At 69.9% G+C, this 15,964-nt stretch carries 14 protein-coding genes; 9 read left to right on the plus strand and 5 right to left on the minus strand.

Annotated elements, in window-relative coordinates:
* The first annotated feature begins 126 nt into the window (after positions 1-126).
* The 5 genes from ACWDMM_RS07890 to ACWDMM_RS07910 all read left to right on the plus strand — a co-directional run bounded on the left by ACWDMM_RS07890 (position 127) and on the right by ACWDMM_RS07910 (position 6,126).
* Complete coding sequence (locus tag ACWDMM_RS07890; RefSeq protein WP_449936628.1) at positions 127-2,187, plus strand: AMP-binding protein; 2,061 nt, start codon at positions 127-129, stop codon at positions 2,185-2,187.
* A 117-nt stretch (positions 2,188-2,304) separates the two neighbouring features.
* A complete protein-coding gene (locus ACWDMM_RS07895) occupies positions 2,305-2,691 on the plus strand; it encodes a hemophore-related protein (protein ID WP_195078252.1) in 387 nt (128 codons plus the stop codon).
* A 121-nt stretch (positions 2,692-2,812) separates the two neighbouring features.
* On the plus strand, positions 2,813-3,526 hold the full coding sequence (locus ACWDMM_RS07900) for a response regulator transcription factor (RefSeq protein WP_195078251.1): 714 nt from the start codon (positions 2,813-2,815) through the stop codon (positions 3,524-3,526).
* A complete protein-coding gene (locus ACWDMM_RS07905; protein WP_449936631.1) occupies positions 3,523-4,899 on the plus strand; it encodes a sensor histidine kinase in 1,377 nt (458 codons plus the stop codon). Before ACWDMM_RS07900 ends, ACWDMM_RS07905 begins: the two co-directional genes overlap by 4 nt.
* A 57-nt stretch (positions 4,900-4,956) precedes the next feature.
* Entirely contained in the window at positions 4,957-6,126 is a 1,170-nt protein-coding gene (locus ACWDMM_RS07910) for a YhgE/Pip domain-containing protein (protein ID WP_195078249.1), read from the plus strand.
* 322 nt (positions 6,127-6,448) lie between these two features.
* Here the strand turns inward: ACWDMM_RS07910 and ACWDMM_RS07915 are convergent, their stop codons facing one another.
* The 4 genes from ACWDMM_RS07915 to pdxH all read right to left on the minus strand — a co-directional run bounded on the left by ACWDMM_RS07915 (position 6,449) and on the right by pdxH (position 10,392).
* Positions 6,449-6,808 carry an FKBP-type peptidyl-prolyl cis-trans isomerase gene (locus ACWDMM_RS07915; protein WP_039795159.1) on the minus strand — a complete coding sequence of 120 codons (360 nt, stop codon included), beginning with the start codon at positions 6,806-6,808 and terminating at the stop codon, positions 6,449-6,451.
* A gap of 37 nt (positions 6,809-6,845) precedes the next feature.
* A complete protein-coding gene (locus tag ACWDMM_RS07920; protein ID WP_083880375.1) occupies positions 6,846-8,159 on the minus strand; it encodes a citrate synthase in 1,314 nt (437 codons plus the stop codon).
* A gap of 191 nt (positions 8,160-8,350) precedes the next feature.
* Positions 8,351-9,631: an MFS transporter gene (locus ACWDMM_RS07925; protein WP_195078248.1), complete on the minus strand. Its 1,281-nt coding sequence runs from the start codon at positions 9,629-9,631 to the stop codon at positions 8,351-8,353.
* A 68-nt stretch (positions 9,632-9,699) separates the two neighbouring features.
* The gene (gene pdxH, locus ACWDMM_RS07930; protein ID WP_357206534.1) at positions 9,700-10,392 is read right to left on the minus strand and encodes a pyridoxamine 5'-phosphate oxidase; all 693 of its coding nucleotides are present in this window, start codon (positions 10,390-10,392) and stop codon (positions 9,700-9,702) included.
* Positions 10,393-10,512: 120 nt separating this feature from the next.
* Here pdxH and ACWDMM_RS07935 point away from each other — a divergent pair, with 120 nt between their 5' ends.
* Complete coding sequence (locus ACWDMM_RS07935) at positions 10,513-11,661, plus strand: citrate synthase 2 (protein WP_195078246.1); 1,149 nt, start codon at positions 10,513-10,515, stop codon at positions 11,659-11,661.
* 108 nt (positions 11,662-11,769) lie between these two features.
* Positions 11,770-12,642: a polysaccharide deacetylase family protein gene (locus tag ACWDMM_RS07940; RefSeq protein ID WP_357206536.1), complete on the plus strand. Its 873-nt coding sequence runs from the start codon at positions 11,770-11,772 to the stop codon at positions 12,640-12,642.
* Positions 12,643-12,667: 25 nt separating this feature from the next.
* On the opposite strand, the gene ACWDMM_RS07945 is transcribed toward ACWDMM_RS07940, so the two are convergent.
* Positions 12,668-13,306: a hypothetical protein gene (locus tag ACWDMM_RS07945; RefSeq protein WP_357206538.1), complete on the minus strand. Its 639-nt coding sequence runs from the start codon at positions 13,304-13,306 to the stop codon at positions 12,668-12,670.
* A 64-nt stretch (positions 13,307-13,370) separates the two neighbouring features.
* Between ACWDMM_RS07945 and serC the strand changes: the two genes are divergently transcribed.
* The gene (serC, locus tag ACWDMM_RS07950; RefSeq protein ID WP_357206540.1) at positions 13,371-14,495 is read left to right on the plus strand and encodes a phosphoserine transaminase; all 1,125 of its coding nucleotides are present in this window, start codon (positions 13,371-13,373) and stop codon (positions 14,493-14,495) included.
* Between the two features lie 210 nt (positions 14,496-14,705).
* Entirely contained in the window at positions 14,706-15,740 is a 1,035-nt protein-coding gene (gene sepH / locus ACWDMM_RS07955) for a septation protein SepH (RefSeq protein ID WP_357206542.1), read from the plus strand.
* Positions 15,741-15,964: the final 224 nt, after the last annotated feature.

Consider the following 15,964-nt stretch of genomic DNA (forward strand, 5'->3'; position numbering starts at 1 on the left):
TCATTGACCTGCCGGTTCCAGGCAAAACCAAAGGTCGCGGCACCCACCCGGGCGTCGCGTGAAGTCTGCCACAATCAACCAGATCTATCGAGGCGGGCATCGAGGCGAGGCTAGGGAGTCACGGGGTTGAACGTGCGGCAGGAGTATCGACCGGCCTATCAGACCAGCTTGGTGGATCCCGCCGAGTTCTGGGCCGGCGCGGCCGAAGCGATCGACTGGGACGTGCCGCCAGCGCAGATCCTCGACTCCGGTGCCCGCCCGGTGGCCAGGTGGTTCTCCGGCGCTCGGCTCAACACCTCCTTCAACGCTCTCGACCGCCACGTCCACCCCACCGCCCCCGGCGTTCCCAGCCGCGCCGACCAGCCCGCCCTGATCTACGACTCGGCTATGACCGATGTCACCGTCGTCTACACCTACGCCGAACTGCTCGACGAGGTGGCGCGGTTCGCGGGCGCGATGGTGCGGCTGGGCGTCACCGCCGGCGATCGCGTGGTGATCTACCTGCCGATGATTCCCGAAGCGGTGATCGCGATGCTGGCCTGCGCCCGCATCGGCGCGGTGCACTCCGTGGTGTTCGGCGGATTCGCGGCCCCCGAGCTGGCCGCCCGCATCGATGACGCGGAGCCGGTGTTGATCATCACAGCGTCCGGCGGCCTGGAACCGGGCAAGCGGATCGAATACCCGCCCATCGTGCTGCGGGCGCTGGACCTGGCCCAGACGACCGCGCCGCGCACCGTGATCGTCAAGCAGCGGGCGCAGTTCGACACGATCCCGTTCCCCGCTCCGCAGCCGGCCACCGAGTACCTGCCGAGTTCGGCGGAGACGGTGGCCGCGCAGTGGCTCGACTGGGACGACGCCGTCCGCGACGCGCCGAGGGCCGACCCGGTGTCGGTCGCCGCGACCGATCCGCTCTACATCCTCTACACCTCCGGCACCACCGGGAAGCCGAAGGGCGTTGTCCGCGACAACGGCGGGCACGCGGTCGCCCTGGCCTGGTCGATGCGCAACATCTACGACGTCGACGCGGGTCAGGTGATGTGGGCCGCCTCCGACGTGGGCTGGGTGGTCGGGCACTCCTACATCGTCTACGCGCCGCTGCTGGTCGGAGCCACCACGCTGCTGTACGAAGGCAAGCCGGTCGGCACTCCGGACGCGGGGGCGTACTGGCGGGTGGTCGACAAGCACAAGGTCGACGTGCTGTTCACCGCGCCGACCGCGCTGCGCGCCATCCGCAAGGCCGACCCCGATGCCGAGCTGGCCCACCGGCACGATCTGTCCTCCCTGCGCGCGCTGTTCTGCGCGGGCGAACGCCTCGACCCGGCCACCTACGCCTGGGCCGAGCAGACCCTGCTCGCGGGTCGCTCGGACTGCCCGGTCGTGGATCACTGGTGGCAGACCGAGACCGGATGGCCGGTCTGCGCCAACCCGCTCGGCCTGCAGCAGCTGCCGATCAAACCGGGCTCGGCCTCGGTGCCGGTGCCCGGCTATCGACTGCGCGTGCTGGACTCCTCCGGCAACGCGGTGGCGCCGAACACCGAGGGCAACATCGTCATCGGGCTGCCGCTGCCGCCCGGCACGCTGACCGGCCTATGGCGTGACGCGGCGCGGTACGAGCGCTCCTATCTCTCCGCCTACCCCGGCCACTACCTCACCGGCGACTCCGGCTACTTCGACGAGGACGGCTACCTGTACGTCCTCGGCCGCAGCGACGACGTGATCAACATGGCCGGGCACCGGCTTTCGGCCGGCAGCATCGAGGCGGCCATCGCGGGGCACGACGCGGTCGCCGAATGCGCCGTCATCGGACTGCCCGACGAGCTCAAGGGGCACCGGCCGCTGGCGTACGTGGTGCTCAAGTCCGGCGTCGAACTCGATCCCGACCGGTTGCGCGACGAGCTGATCAAGCGGGTGCGCACCCAGGTCGGCGCGATCGCCACGCTGCACGACGCCATCATCGTGACCGCGCTGCCCAAGACCAGATCGGGCAAGATCCTGCGCAAGACCCTCCGGCAGATCACCTCCGGCGAGACGTTCGAGGTGCCGTCCACCATCGAGGACCCGGCGGTCCTGGCGGCGCTCGAGCAGCAGATCCGCGTCGCGCGCCCCGAGTGGCTGGATCCGGCGCACGGCGCCGACCACACCGGCGACGTGGTCGAGCCCGACGTGGATCCGGTTGCCCCGTCCTGACTTCCGTCCGCCGTCGACGTCCTCAGAGTTTCCTCAGAGGATGTTCATATCGGTGCCAGCAGTTCGAAATAGCCTCGAGACCGCCCCGAAACCCCTCGATGATCTGGAGGCAGATTCATGAAACGTTCCGTAGGCCGCCCCGCCATCGCCGCCGCGGCAGCAGGTGGAATCGCCACGGTCACGTTGCTACTGAGCCCCGCCGTCGCCGCGGCGGGCCCGATGGAATACGCCGAGCCGCTGCTGACATCGGACTGCTCGTTCGCCCAGGTCGACGCGGCGCTGCACGACAAGGCGCCGCAGCTGGCCGCGGTGCTCGACGCGAACCCGAGCCAGAAGGCCGAGCTGCAGCGCAGGTTCGACCAGCCGGTCGAGCAGCGCAGGGCCGAGTTGCGGCGGGCCATCGACGAGAACCCGGACGCGGTGCGCCAGGCGGAGAACGACCCTAGGACCGCGCAGTTGCGCGACACCATCCGCGTCGTGGCGGAGACCTGCCACAACTACTGATTCGCGGTGACCTGGGTGACCCGCCGGAATCCGCGTGTTCCGGCGGGTCGTCCGCGGGTTCCGAACGCGAGTCCACGCGCCCGGCTCGCACGACCGAAGATCTACGGAGGCGGGGAGCAGAATGGACGACGTGACCTCGACCTCGAACCCGACGGTTCTCGTGGTGGACGACGACGAGGACGTGCTCGCCTCGGTCGAGCGCGGGCTGCGTCTGTCCGGCTTCCGAGTCCTGGTGGCCAGGGACGGCGCCCAGGCGCTGCGCAGTGTGAACGAGCACGCGCCCGACGCCATCGTGCTGGATATGAACATGCCGGTGCTCGACGGCGCCGGCGTGGTGACCGCCTTGCGCGCGATGGGCAACGAGGTGCCGATCTGCGTGCTCAGCGCCCGCGCGTCGGTGGACGACCGCATCGCCGGACTGGAATCCGGCGCCGACGACTACTTGGTCAAGCCATTCGTGCTGAAGGAACTGGTGGTCCGGATCAGGGCGCTGCTGCGCAGGCGGTCGGACGTACCCGCCCCCGCGACACCGGGCGCGGTCACCGTCGGCCCGCTCGAGGTGGACGTCGCGGGCTACCGCGCGCTGCTGCACGGCCGCGAGATCGAACTCACCAAGCGGGAATTCGAACTGCTGTCGACGCTGGCCAGAAACGTCGGGGTGGTGCTGAGCCGGGAACGTCTGCTGGAACTGGTGTGGGGCTACGACTTCGCCGCCGACACGAATGTGGTGGACGTCTTCGTCGGCTATCTGCGCCGCAAACTCGAGGTGGACGGCACTGCGCGCCTGCTGCACACGATCCGCGGCGTCGGGTTCGTGCTGCGAGCGCCGAAATGACGGCGCCCGCCGCCGCACCGCCGGAAACTCGCAGGCGCCGGTCGTTTTCGCTGCGCACCCGCGTCGCGGGCGCTGCCGCCGCGGGCGCGATCATCATCGTCACGCTGATCAGCCTGATCAGCATCCGCGCCATCGAGCGCAACAACGTCCGGCAATCCGATCAGCAACTCGACGTCGCCGCGCGCATCGTCCTGATCGAGCCGCAGATCGCGGTCCGGGTCATCAGCCTGACCGGCCTGAACAACAACATGGCTGTGACCGTCCGTGACAACGGCGAGGTCGTCGCGAGCACGCCCCCGGAACTGCCCGAGCTGCCGGTCGGTTCCCGCACCGTCCCGGTGAACGGCATCCCGTACCGGATTCTGACCACCACCGAGAAGCAACCCTCGGGCCGGGTGGTCGCCCTCGGCATACCCGCAGCGGACGCGGCCGAGGCCACCGCCGAGCAGCAACGGTGGGTGCTCGGCGGCGCCCTGCTCGCCATCGCCGCGGCCGCTGGACTCGGCTGGTTGCTCGCGGGCGCGGCGGTGCGCCCGATCGTCCGGCTCACCCGGCAGGTGGGCGCACGCAGCGCGTTCCCGGATCCGAGCAATCCGCAGGCGCCGGTGGAGGGCGCGGGCGTGCACGAGGCGGAACAACTGGCCGACGCGGTGAACACCATGCTGCAGCGAGTGGATCAGGCGCAGGCGCAGACCGCCGCCGCGCTGGAGACCGCACGCGACTTCGCCGCCGTGTCCGCCCACGAGCTGCGCACCCCGCTGACCGCGATGCGCACCGATCTCGAGGTGCTGCGCACGCTCGATCTGGACGAGGCGCAGCGGGCCGAGATCCTCAACGACCTGCAGCGCAGCCAGGGCCGGGTGGAGAGCACGCTCGCCGCGCTGGAGCGGCTGGCCACCGGTGACCTGACCAACGAGCGCGACCACGTCGCCACCGACGTCGGCGACCTGTGCGACCAGGCCGCGCACGACGCCATGCGGCACTTCCCCGGCTTGGTCGTGCGCATCGATTCCGATGCCGAGCTGGTCACCCGCGGCCTGCCCGCCGGGCTGCGGCTCGCGGTGGACAACGCGCTGGCCAACTCGGTGAAACACGGCGGAGCGACCGAGGCCCTGGTCTCGGCGCACCGCGCGCCGGGCGGCCACATCGTGATCTCGGTCGACGACAACGGCCGCGGCATCCCGCCGCAGGAGCGCGAGGCCGTCTTCGACCGCTTCTTCCGCGGCAGCCAGGCGAGCAAGGGCGGCTCCGGCCTCGGCTTGGCGCTGGTCGCCCAGCAGGCCCAACTGCACGGCGGCCGGGCGTATTTCGACGCGGGCGCCCTCGGTGGCATCCGCTTGGTCCTCGACCTGCCCGAGCGGTCGGCAACTTAGACAACTCTCAGAGAAACGCCAAGGGGCGCGCCATATCTCGGGCTTAGGGTCGGCGGCGTGATCGGAAAACGCGCCCGCTGGGGCCTTCTCGTCGTTGCCCTCGTCTCAGCCGGAGCGCTCGGCGCCGGGATCACCGTATGGAGGGGGACGGATCGGGCGCCGACGGGAATCGCGCTGGTCGATGCCGATGCCGGTCCGACGGGTGCGCGCGTGGTCAAGGCGTTGCAGGACGCGGGCGGCTACGAATGGACCGTCGTGGCGCCGGGCGAGGCGAGCGCCGACGACTACGCCGCTGTCATCACGCTGCCCGCCGATCTCACCGCCTCGATGGGCACGCTGGCCGGGCCGGAACCGAAGCGGGCCAAGGTCACCGTGGACACCAACGAACATGCCGACGCCGACCTGGTGCACGGCGCGGTGACCGCGGTGACGCACCGGATCGGCGCGGCCGGCGTCGACGCCGCGCTCACCGCCGTCGCGCAGGCCAGGTCGCAGATGTCGCAGGTGCAGTTCACCGCCCAGTTGCTCAACGCCGGGGTCGAGGCGGCCGCCGCGGGAGCCGACCAGTTCAGCTCCGGCGCCGACCAGTTGCTCGGCTTCCTCGAATTCGCGAAATCGGGGTCTTCGCAACTCACTTCGGCCATCGCGTTGCTGAACTCCACCGTCGACGGCGCCGCCGCGCAGGCCGGTCGGCTCGCCGCGGCTCTCGATTCCACCGGCATCACCATCGCGCAGGTGGAACGGACGGCGAACACGGTGAGCGGCGGACTCGACCAGGTGCTGCCGCTGCTGCGCGCGCTGCCGTTCGCGAACGACCCGGCGCTCGCCGACATCATCGGGAAGCTGGAGGCGCTGCGCGGCGTGTCCGCGCAGGCGGGTTACCAGCTGACCGGCCTCGGCTCGCTCGTCGGCGGCGCGGTCGACCCCGACACCGACCTCGGCACCCTGCTCCGCACCGTCGTCGACCGCATGACCAGCGCGAGCGCGCAACTGTCCGAGGGCGCGAAGCTCGCGGAGGGCCTGCCTCAGCTCGCCGAACAGGGCGGAGCCCAACTGGTCGACGCCATCGGCCAGCTCACCGGCGGCGTGAGCCAGCTACAGAACATCGTGCACAACCTGAGCACCCAGACCGACAAGGCCGTGGCCGCCTTGCCCCAGCGCAGCAGCACCCAGCAAGCGGCGTTGGCAGCCGCCCTGACCGACCCGGTGGAGATCGTCAGAAAGTAGATACGACGATGGCCCGTCTTCCTTCACGGATGACGGGCCATAACATCTTCAGGCTCACGACGCGCGGGCCAACGGTGAGTCTTACGGTTACCGATCGCGCGACCGTTTGGAACCGCCTGCGCTTTTATCCGCAACCGTCTTGCCGACGTGCCCAGCTCACCTCGACCACGTCTTTCGAGCGAAGCGAGACCGAGCATGCGCCGTTCACGGCCCGGCTCGCGTCCGAGCGGCCGCTGCGCAAGCGACGACGTCGCAAGCAGTGGTCGCTCGGACGCGAGCCATGAAGGGGCCGTGAACACGCGGCGCCGAAGGCGCCGCCGAACTAATTGGCGTTCAGCAGGTCGATCACGAAGACCAGCGTCTTGCCGGAAAGCGGGTGACCGCCGCCCGCCCCGCCATAGGCCAGCTCCGGCGGGATGGTCAGCTGACGACGGCCGCCGACCTTCATCCCGGGGATGCCGTCCTGCCAGCCCTGGATCAGGCCGCGCAGCGGGAAGGTGATGGACTCGCCGCGGTTCCACGACGAGTCGAACTCTTCGCCGGATTCGAATTCGACGCCCACGTAGTGCACTTCCACGGTGCCGCCGGGCACGGCTTCCTTGCCCGAGCCTTCGATGATGTCCTTGATCACCAGCTCGGTGGGCGCGGGCCCAGCCTGGAACTCGATCTCCGGTTTGGTCATTCGGCTATCCCCTTCGATAGATGGTGGATGGATATCGTCAACGGTTGTTGATCTCGCGGTAATCGCGAGCGCCGTAACCGGTGTAGATCTGCCGGGGACGGCCGATCTTCAGCGGCTCGCTGTGCATTTCGCGCCAGTGCGCGATCCAGCCGGGCAGCCGGCCCATCGCGAACAGCACGGTGAACATGCGGGTCGGGAAGCCCATCGCCTTGTAGATGACGCCGGTGTAGAAGTCGACGTTCGGGTACAGGCGGCGCTCGATGAAGTAGTCGTCGGTGAGCGCGGCCTCTTCCAGGGCCTGGGCGATGTCGAACAGCTCGTCGTGGCCGCCGAGCTTGCTCAGGATGGCGTCGGCGTGCTTCTTGGCGATCGAGGCGCGCGGGTCGTAGTTGCGGTAGACGCGGTGCCCGAAGCCCATGAGCTTCACCCCGTCTTCCTTGTTCTTGACCTTGCGGATGAACTCCTTGACGTCGCTGCCGCTGGCCTTGATGCCGTCGAGCATCTCCAGCACGGCCTGGTTCGCGCCACCGTGCAGCGGGCCCCAGAGCGCGTTGATGCCGCCGGACACCGAGGTGAACAGGTTGGCGTCGGACGAGCCGACCAGGCGCACGGTGGAGGTGGAGCAGTTCTGCTCGTGGTCGGCGTGCAGGATCAGCAGCATGTCCAGTGCCGCGGCGACCTCGGGGTCCACCTCGTAGGGCTCGGCGGGGAAGCCGAAGGTCATCCGCAGGAAGTTCTCCACCAGGCTCAGCGAGTTGTCCGGGTAGAGGAACGGCTGGCCGACCGACTTCTTGTACGAGTAGGCCGCGATGGTGGGCAGCTTGGCCAGCAGCCGGATGGTGGACAGCTCGACCTGCTCGGGGTCGCGCGGATCCAGCGAGTCCTGGTAGTAGGCCGACAGGGCGTTCACCGCCGAGGACAGCACCGGCATCGGGTGCGCGTTGCGCGGGAAGCCGTCGAAGAACCGCTTCAGGTCCTCGTGCAGCAGCGTGTGCCTGCGGATGCGGTCGGTGAAGTCCTCGAGCTGGGCCTGGGTGGGCAGCTCGCCGTAGATCAGCAGGTAGCTGACCTCGATGAAGGTCGAGGCCGCCGCGAGCTGGTCGATCGGGTAGCCGCGGTAGCGCAGGATGCCCGCCTCACCGTCGATGTAGGTGATCGCCGACTTGGTCGGGGCGGTGTTCATGAAGCCCGGGTCGTACGTCACGTACCCGGTGCTGGCCAGCAGCTTTCCCAGCTCGATCCCGTCGTTGCCCTCGGCGGCCCTGGTGACCGTCATCGGGAACTCGCCGCCGGGGTAGGAAAGCACCGGCTTGGCGTCGTCGTCGACGTTGATGATGTTCTCAGCGGGCACGGAAGGATCCCTCTCAGGCTAGAACCACAGGCACCGGCGCGGTGGCGCACGATGCGCTTGCCTCAACGCTAGCCGTTGGCCGACGCGGACAATACCGGAGGGTAGTCCTGCGGCGGCTCACAAACACGTCCCGGCGCGGTGAGGTTCGCCTGCCCCGGCCGAACGCGGTCGCCAGGTGGCCGCGGTGCACGTCACACGGCGATTTCGGCATGAGCGCGAGCGACACGGTAACGCGTGAAGGCGGGAAACGCGACCGCCGCGATCAGCACGCCCGCCACCACCAGCGCGCCTCCGCCCGCCGCGGCTACAGCGGTACCCAGGCTCGCTGCCGCGAAACCGTGGGCAACATCACCGATCCTCGGGCCGCCCGCGACCACCACGGTGAACACCCCTTGCAGCCGCCCGCGCAGATCGTCGGTCGCCACCGTTTGCAGCATCGTGACCCGCAGCGCGGCCGAGACCATGTCCACCGCGCCGCCGAAGGCCGAGCAGGCCAGCGCGATCCACAGCCCGGCGCCCAGACCGAGACCGTGGCGGGTGAGCCCGACGGCGACGCCGAAGCCGACCATGGCCAGACCCCACAGCGCGATGCAGACCAGCACCGCGAACCCTTGCCTGCGGATGCGCGGAATCCACCCCGAGAAGACCCCGCCGAGCACCGCGCCCGCCGACATCGAGGCGAACAGCAGGCCGAGCGCGACGCCGCCGGTGGCCGGGTCGCCGAAGGTCTCGTGCGCGATCTGCGGGAACAGCGCGCGCGGCATGCCGAACACCATGGCGATCACGTCCACCGCGAACGACGCCAGCAGCACCCGCTGGGTGGCGAGGTAGCCGAAACCGGCGAGCACCGTGCGGAATCCGGCGCTGCGCACCGTCCCGGTCGGCGGCAACTCGGGCAGCCGCCACACCGCCCACAAGGTGGCCAGCAGCGCGACCGCGTCGATCAGGTAGAGCGTGGCCAGCCCGACGACGGGGATGAGCACCCCCGCCAGCACCGGGCCCGCGATCGCTCCGAACTGCATCACCGTCATGTTCAGCGAATTCGCCGCGGCCAGTTGGTCTTCCGGCAGCAGCCGGGGGATGGTCGCGCTGCGGGTCGGCTGATTCACCGCGAAGAACGCCTGCTGCACGGCGAACAGACCCAGCACCAGCCACACGTTGTCCGCCCCGGCCGCCGCTTGCAGCCAGAAGGCCAGCGCCGTGAGCCCGGTTCCGGAATTGGTGATCAGCAGGAGTCGGCGCCGGTCGAGCACGTCGGCGAGCGCGCCGCCCCACAGGCCGAACACGATCAGCGGCACCAGGCCGAACAGACCGGCCAGGCCGACGTAACCGGAGCTGCCGGTGATCTGGAAGATCTGCTGCGGAACGGCGACCACGGACAATTGCGCGCCGATCATGGTGACGATGCCCGAGCTCCAGAGGCGTCGGAAGTCGGGATTGCGCAGTGGAGTGGTGTCGGCGAGCAGTTTCACCGCCGCAGCGTAATCAGTCCTCCGTTCCGGATCGACGCGAGAATTCTCACCCGCACGCTGGGAATACGTCAGGGCTGCAGGCGCTCGACGGTGGTCGTCGCCTCGTCGATCCGCATCCGGATGCGGTTGTGCAGCCTGCCGCGCCGCCCCTGCCAGAACTCCACCTCGTCGGGACGGACCAGGAAACCGCCCCAGTGCGGCGGCACCGGGATCTCGTCGGTGTCGGCGAACCGCGCGGTCGTCTCGGCCAGCGTGCGGTCCAGTTCGGCGCGGGAGGCGATCGGCTGGGACTGGCGCGAGGCCCACGCGCCGAGCTGCGAGTCCCTGGGCCGGGAACGCCAGTAGGCCGCCGTCGTCTCGGCGGGAACCCGCTCGACCGAGCCGCGCAGATGCACCTGCCTGCCCAGCGCGGGCCAGACGAAGGTGACCGCGGCATACGGCAGTGCGGTCAGCTGGGCGCCCTTGGCCGAGTCGTAGTTGGTGTAGAAGATCACACCGTCGGGCGAGAGCCCTTTGCACAGCACGGTCCGCGCGACCGGCCGCGGCGTGCCGTCGGCCAGGGACACCGTGGCCAGCACCATCGCGTTGGGTTCGGCGATGCCCACCGCGGTGGCCTGTTCGATCCAGTGCCGCAGCAGCGGCTCCCAGCCGCCCGCCAGCCAGGTCTCGTCCAAGTCGACGTCGTCGTTGCCGCCGTGCGGCAGGCCGCCGTAGTCGACCCGCATGGCGGCGAGATCCGATGAATTGTCCAGGTCACGCATGGGCCAGACGTTACTCTTCGGTAGCGGGGAGCTAAGGTCTTGATGATCGGCATGTGCTCGTCAAATCCGACAATTCCCATCGGCGAGAACATGCGACCCAAGTGCAAGGAGAGTCGCGACATGACTACCAGCCCCGCGGTTTCCGGTGGGCAGGCCACCGTACCCAGCGATTTCGTCAGTGGCCTCGAGGGCGTGGTGGCTTTCACCACCGACATCGCCGAACCGGACAAGGACGGCGGCGCGCTGCGCTACCGCGGAGTCGACATCGAGAACCTGGTCGGGAACCGGGTCACCTTCGGTGACGTGTGGGCGCTGCTGGTCGACGGATCGTTCGGGCGCGGCCTGCCGCCCGCCGAGCCGTTCCCGCTCCCGGTGCATACCGGTGACGTGCGCGTCGACGTGCAGGCCGGGCTGGCCATGCTCGCCCCGATCTGGGGCTACCAGCCGCTGCTGGACATCGACGACGAGACCGCCAGGGAGAACCTGGCCCGCGCCTCGGTGATGGCGCTGTCCTACGTCGCGCAGTCGGCGCGCGGCATCTACCAGCCCGCAGTCCCGCAGAAGAAGATCGACGAGTGCACCACGGTCACCGAGCGCTTCATGACCCGGTGGAAGGGTGACCCCGACCCGCGCCACACCGAGGCCATCGACGCCTACTGGGTCTCCGCCGCCGAGCACGGCATGAACGCCTCCACCTTCACCGCCAGAGTGATCGCCTCGACCGGCGCCGACGTCGCGGCCGCGCTGTCCGGAGCGATCGGCGCCATGTCCGGCCCGCTGCACGGCGGCGCGCCCGCGCGCGTGCTGCCGATGATCGAGGAGGTCGAGCGAACCGGTGACGCGCGGGCGCTGGTCAAGGGCATCCTGGACCGCAAGGAGAAGCTGATGGGCTTCGGCCACCGGGTCTACCGGGCCGAGGACCCGCGCGCCCGCGTGCTGCGGGCGACCGCCGAGCGCCTCGGCGCGCCGCGCTACGAGGTCGCCGCCGCGCTGGAGCAGGCCGCCCTCGCGGAGCTGCGCGAACGCCGTCCGGACCGGGCCATCGAGACCAACGTGGAGTTCTGGGCCGCCGTGATCCTCGACTTCGCCGAGGTGCCCGCGCACATGATGCCCGCCATGTTCACCTGCGGCCGCACCGCGGGCTGGTGCGCCCACATCCTGGAGCAGAAGCAACTGGGCAAGCTGGTCCGCCCCGCGGCCATCTACACCGGCCCCGGCCCCCGCAAGCCCGAGGATGTCGAGGGCTGGGCCACGATCGCGCACACGTAGCGCGCACGGCGTCACGACCGCGAGCCGGACCTGAGGGCGGAAGATGTTGTCCCGCTGTCAGGTCCGGCTCGCGTAGCATCCGGGAGGGGAAGCTAGAGGACTAGAGGGATGCTGGACAAAGGAATATCGAGGCGGCGGATGCTCGGCGTCGGCGCCGCTCTGGCCGCAGGATTCGCCGCCACCGGGTGCGGCACCACGCAGAACACGTCTTTGGCGCAGGCGCGCGCGTCGATCGCGCCCGGCGCGACCACGGGGATGCGGGCCGCGCCGGTCTCGACGGGCCTGGACGCCGGCACACCCGTCGCCGTCGCCGCCAGGCACGCCGGCAGCCTGCCGCGGCAGTGGGGCGTCGAGATGCCTGGCATCACAAGTACTTTCAGCGCCGCGGGCAAACAGATGGCGCTCACTTTCGACGCCTGCGGCGGAACCGGCAACAACGACATCGACGAGTCGCTGGTGAATTTCCTGATCAGCGAGCGGATTCCGGCGACGTTGTTCCTCAACAAACGCTGGATCGAAGCCAACCGCGCGCGCACCGCGCAGCTGGCGGCGAATCCTCTCTTCGAACTGGCCAATCACGGTGTGGCGCACAAACCGCTGTCGGTGAACGGCCGCGAAGCCTATGGCATCGCCGGAACCGCTTCGGCGCGGGAGGCGGCCGACGAAGTCTGGGCCAACCACGAGTTGCTCACGACGATCACCGGCAAACCGCCGCGATTCTTCCGCGCAGGCACCGCGCATTACGACGACGTCGCGGTGTCCATCGTCAACGAATTGGGTGAAACGCCGGTCGGTTTCAGTATCAACGCCGATTTCGGCGCGACGGCGTCGGCCACCCAGGTGCAGTCGGCGATGAATGCCGCCGCGTCCGGCGCCATTTCCCTGGCCCATATGCATCGGCCGCGCTCCGGAACCGCGGCCGGGATGATCGCGGCGTTGCCGAAGATTCGCGCCATGGGTTTCACCTTCGTGCACCTGTAGCCGCCCGGCCGCATTCGCCGGCGATTCACTCCTCGAGCGACGCGACCCAGTCGACGGCGACCGTATCGCCACGGTCCACCTCGAAGAAGGCGACCTCGAGATGCCTGCCCAGGTCGACCAGCCGCAGGGCGTGCAGCGGCACCGGCTGCACCAGCCGCACCCGCCACGGCTTGGGTTCGTCCCAGGCGCGCAGTTCGAGGTCCAGCCGCAGCACCGGATCGTCACGACCGGAGTAGTCGGCCGCGACCGGAGCGGCGGCGAGCACGGTGGCGTCGGCGCGGCGGCCGTCGGCGAGGATCTTCGCGATGCTCGCCCGGCCCGCGTCTTCGAGGTCGGGGACGTACAGCACCAGGCGATCGCGGTGGCGCGGATCCACCCGGCAGCACACCGCGTCGCCCGGCCGCATCCATTCCAGGTCCGCGTCCGGCACCCGCTGCCGCACCCGGGTCTCGTAGGGGAACTCGCCGGCCAGCTGCACGCGGACCCAGAACACATGGCCCGGTTCGGTGCGGCGCGGACGCACGCCGAGGATCGTGGCGGTACCCGCCTCCCCGCGGATCAGCAACTCCCGCCGCATCGCGTCCGAGACCGTCGCGCCGCGCAGGCGGAAATTCCGCGCCCGCTCGCGCAGTCGCCACCCCGAGTTTGCTGACGGCATGCTCATGGGCGCTTACGTTAGCCGGAGTGTGGGCGTCGCCACAGCGACACCACCGACTACCCTGTTGGCCATGACCTCTGCGTTTCCGACCATTCCCGACGACATCAAGCCCGCCGACGGACGGTTCGGCTGCGGCCCTTCCAAGGTGCGCCCGGAGCAGCTGCAGTCGCTGGTGAACGTCGGCGCCTCGGTGTTCGGAACCTCGCATCGGCAGAAACCGGTCAAGGACGTGGTGGCGCGCGTGCGCTCCGGCCTGCGCGAGCTGTTCGGCCTGCCGGACGGCTACGAGGTGGTGCTCGGCAACGGCGGCACCACCGCGTTCTGGGACGCGGCGGCCTTCGGCCTGGTCCGGGAGCGTTCGCTGCACCTGACCAACGGTGAGTTCAGCTCGAAGTTCGCCGCCGTGACCAAGGGCAACCCGTTCATCGGCGACCCGATCGTGGTCTCGGCGGAGCCGGGCAGCGCGCCGGAGCCGGTGTCGGACCCGTCGGCGGACCTGATCGGCTGGGCGCACAACGAGACCTCCACCGGCGTGTCCATCCCGGTGCGGCGTCCCGCGGGCTCGGAGCACGCGCTCATCGCCATCGACGCCACCTCCGGCGCGGGCGGCCTGCCGGTGACCATCACCGACGCCGACGTCTACTACTTCGCTCCGCAGAAGTGCTTCGCCTCCGACGGCGGCCTGTGGGTGGCGCTGATGAGCCCGGCCGCGCTGGAGCGGGTCGAGGAGATCAAGGCTTCGGGCCGCTGGACGCCCGATTTCCTGTCGCTGCCGATCGCGATCGACAACAGCACCAAGGATCAGACCTACAACACCCCGGCGCTGGGCACCCTGCTGCTGTTCGCCGACCAGATCGAGTGGCTCAACAACAACGGCGGCCTGGACTGGGCGGTCAAGCGCACGCTGGACTCCTCCTCGCGGCTGTACTCCTGGGCGGAGTCGAGCGAGTACGCCACCCCGTACGTCACGGACCCGGCGCACCGCTCGCAGGTGGTCGGCACCATCGATTTCGCCGACTCGGTCGACGCGGCCGCGGTGGCGAAGATCCTGCGCGCCAACGGCATCGTGGACACCGAGCCCTACCGCAAGCTCGGCCGCAACCAGCTGCGTATCGGCATGTTCCCCGCGATCGATCCGGACGACGTCAGCCAGCTGACCCGCTCCATCGATTGGGTCGTGCAGAATCTCGGCTGAGCGCCGCATTTCTCGGTCCGGAGCGCGCAACACGCCCGGGATCGACACGCCGCTGAATTAGCCAAAGCGGATCGAACAGAGCAGATTAGCGGGGCACGGACATCTCCGAGGAGATTTCCGTGCCGCGTGTCCTGCCCCATGAATCTCAGATGTGCACTACTGTTTCGGAAAGTGGGCGGTGTCGCGAGTCGACGCGATAAGGAGGTAACGGTGCGTGAACTTCGAGTGATCGGGGTGACGCCCGACTCCACGCACATCGTGTGCATCGACACCGAGTCCGGTCAGAAGTTCCGGCTGCCCGCCGACGACAAACTGCGAGCCGCCGCGCGCGGAGACCTTGCCCGATTCGGCCAGATCGAGATCGAAATGGAAGCAACTATGCGTCCCCGCGATATCCAGGCCCGTATTCGTGCAGGGGCCTCCGTCGAACAGGTCACCGAAGAATCCGGAATGCCGGCCAGTCGCGTCGAGCGATTCGCCTATCCGGTGCTGCTGGAGCGAGCGCGCGCCGCCGAGCTCGCCCAGAAGGCCCACCCGGTCCGCCCCGACGGTCCCGCCGTCGACACCCTCATCGATGTGGTCACCGCCGCGTTCACCGCGCGCGGGCACAACATCGAGGGCGCCGAATGGGACGCGTGGAAGGACGAGAAGGGTTACTGGGTCGCCCAGTTGCAGTGGCAGAACGGGCGATCGGAGATCGCGGCGCACTGGCGCTACCAGCCGGACGCACACGGCGGCTCGGTCTCTCCGCTCGACGACCCGGCCTCCGACCTGATCGATCCGGACTTCGGACGCGCGCTGCGCGGGCTGGCCACGATCGTGCCGCCGGAACCCGAGCCCGCGCCGCAGCCGGAGCCGGTGGCCGAACCGCGTCCAGCCCCGGCCGCGCCGCCCGCGCGCACCGCGAGCCGTCAGAGCCAGCCGACGTTGGACGAGTACTACGAACAGCGGGCCGTCGCGGCCGGTGGCAGCGCCGCCGCGATCCCGGCGGGCAACGCGCCGGCGCCGGCGACGGCGACGGCCGCTGCCACGCCTCCCGCCGCCGGTAACGCGGCGCCCGCCAACGGGGCCGCCGCGACTGCGGCCACCCCCGCCGACACCGCCGCGCCTGCGCCCGCCGCGACCGAGGAGCCCGCGAAGCCCGCGGCCAAGGCTCCGGCGAAGCCGACGCGCAGCAAGCGCGGCAAGGCCCCGATGCCGTCCTGGGAGGACGTGCTGCTCGGGGTGCGCAGCTCGGGTCACTGAGCGCCCCCGCCACCGCGGGTCTTCTTCGCGCCGATCGGGGGCGCGGTAGCGCGCTTCCCGGGTTCGCCCGGCTCCGATGAGCGCGTGAAATCAGCGGTCACGAACCGGTGTTCACGGTGCGAAGCCGCACCGAGGCCGGAGCGAGGCGAGTAGATTTTCGGTGGGTCGACGAGCGTCGGCGCCGACGGTGGCCGCAGCGGTGCCGCGGTCTACGCCGTCGTGCG

This window comes from Nocardia sp. NPDC003726 (genome assembly GCF_053586955.1).

Bases quoted from the DNA above. Each gene is read 5' to 3' on its own strand.
- ACWDMM_RS07895 (WP_195078252.1), top strand. From the start codon at position 2,305: ATGAAACGTTCCGTAGGCCGCCCCGCCATCGCCGCCGCGGCAGCAGGT.
- ACWDMM_RS07900 (WP_195078251.1), top strand. From the start codon at position 2,813: ATGGACGACGTGACCTCGACCTCGAACCCGACGGTTCTCGTGGTGGAC.
- ACWDMM_RS07905 (WP_449936631.1), top strand. From the start codon at position 3,523: ATGACGGCGCCCGCCGCCGCACCGCCGGAAACTCGCAGGCGCCGGTCG.
- ACWDMM_RS07915 (WP_039795159.1), bottom strand. From the start codon at position 6,808: ATGACCAAACCGGAGATCGAGTTCCAGGCTGGGCCCGCGCCCACCGAG.
- pdxH (WP_357206534.1), bottom strand. From the start codon at position 10,392: ATGCGTGACCTGGACAATTCATCGGATCTCGCCGCCATGCGGGTCGAC.
- ACWDMM_RS07935 (WP_195078246.1), top strand. From the start codon at position 10,513: ATGACTACCAGCCCCGCGGTTTCCGGTGGGCAGGCCACCGTACCCAGC.
- ACWDMM_RS07940 (WP_357206536.1), top strand. From the start codon at position 11,770: ATGCTGGACAAAGGAATATCGAGGCGGCGGATGCTCGGCGTCGGCGCC.
- ACWDMM_RS07945 (WP_357206538.1), bottom strand. From the start codon at position 13,306: ATGAGCATGCCGTCAGCAAACTCGGGGTGGCGACTGCGCGAGCGGGCG.
- serC (WP_357206540.1), top strand. From the start codon at position 13,371: ATGACCTCTGCGTTTCCGACCATTCCCGACGACATCAAGCCCGCCGAC.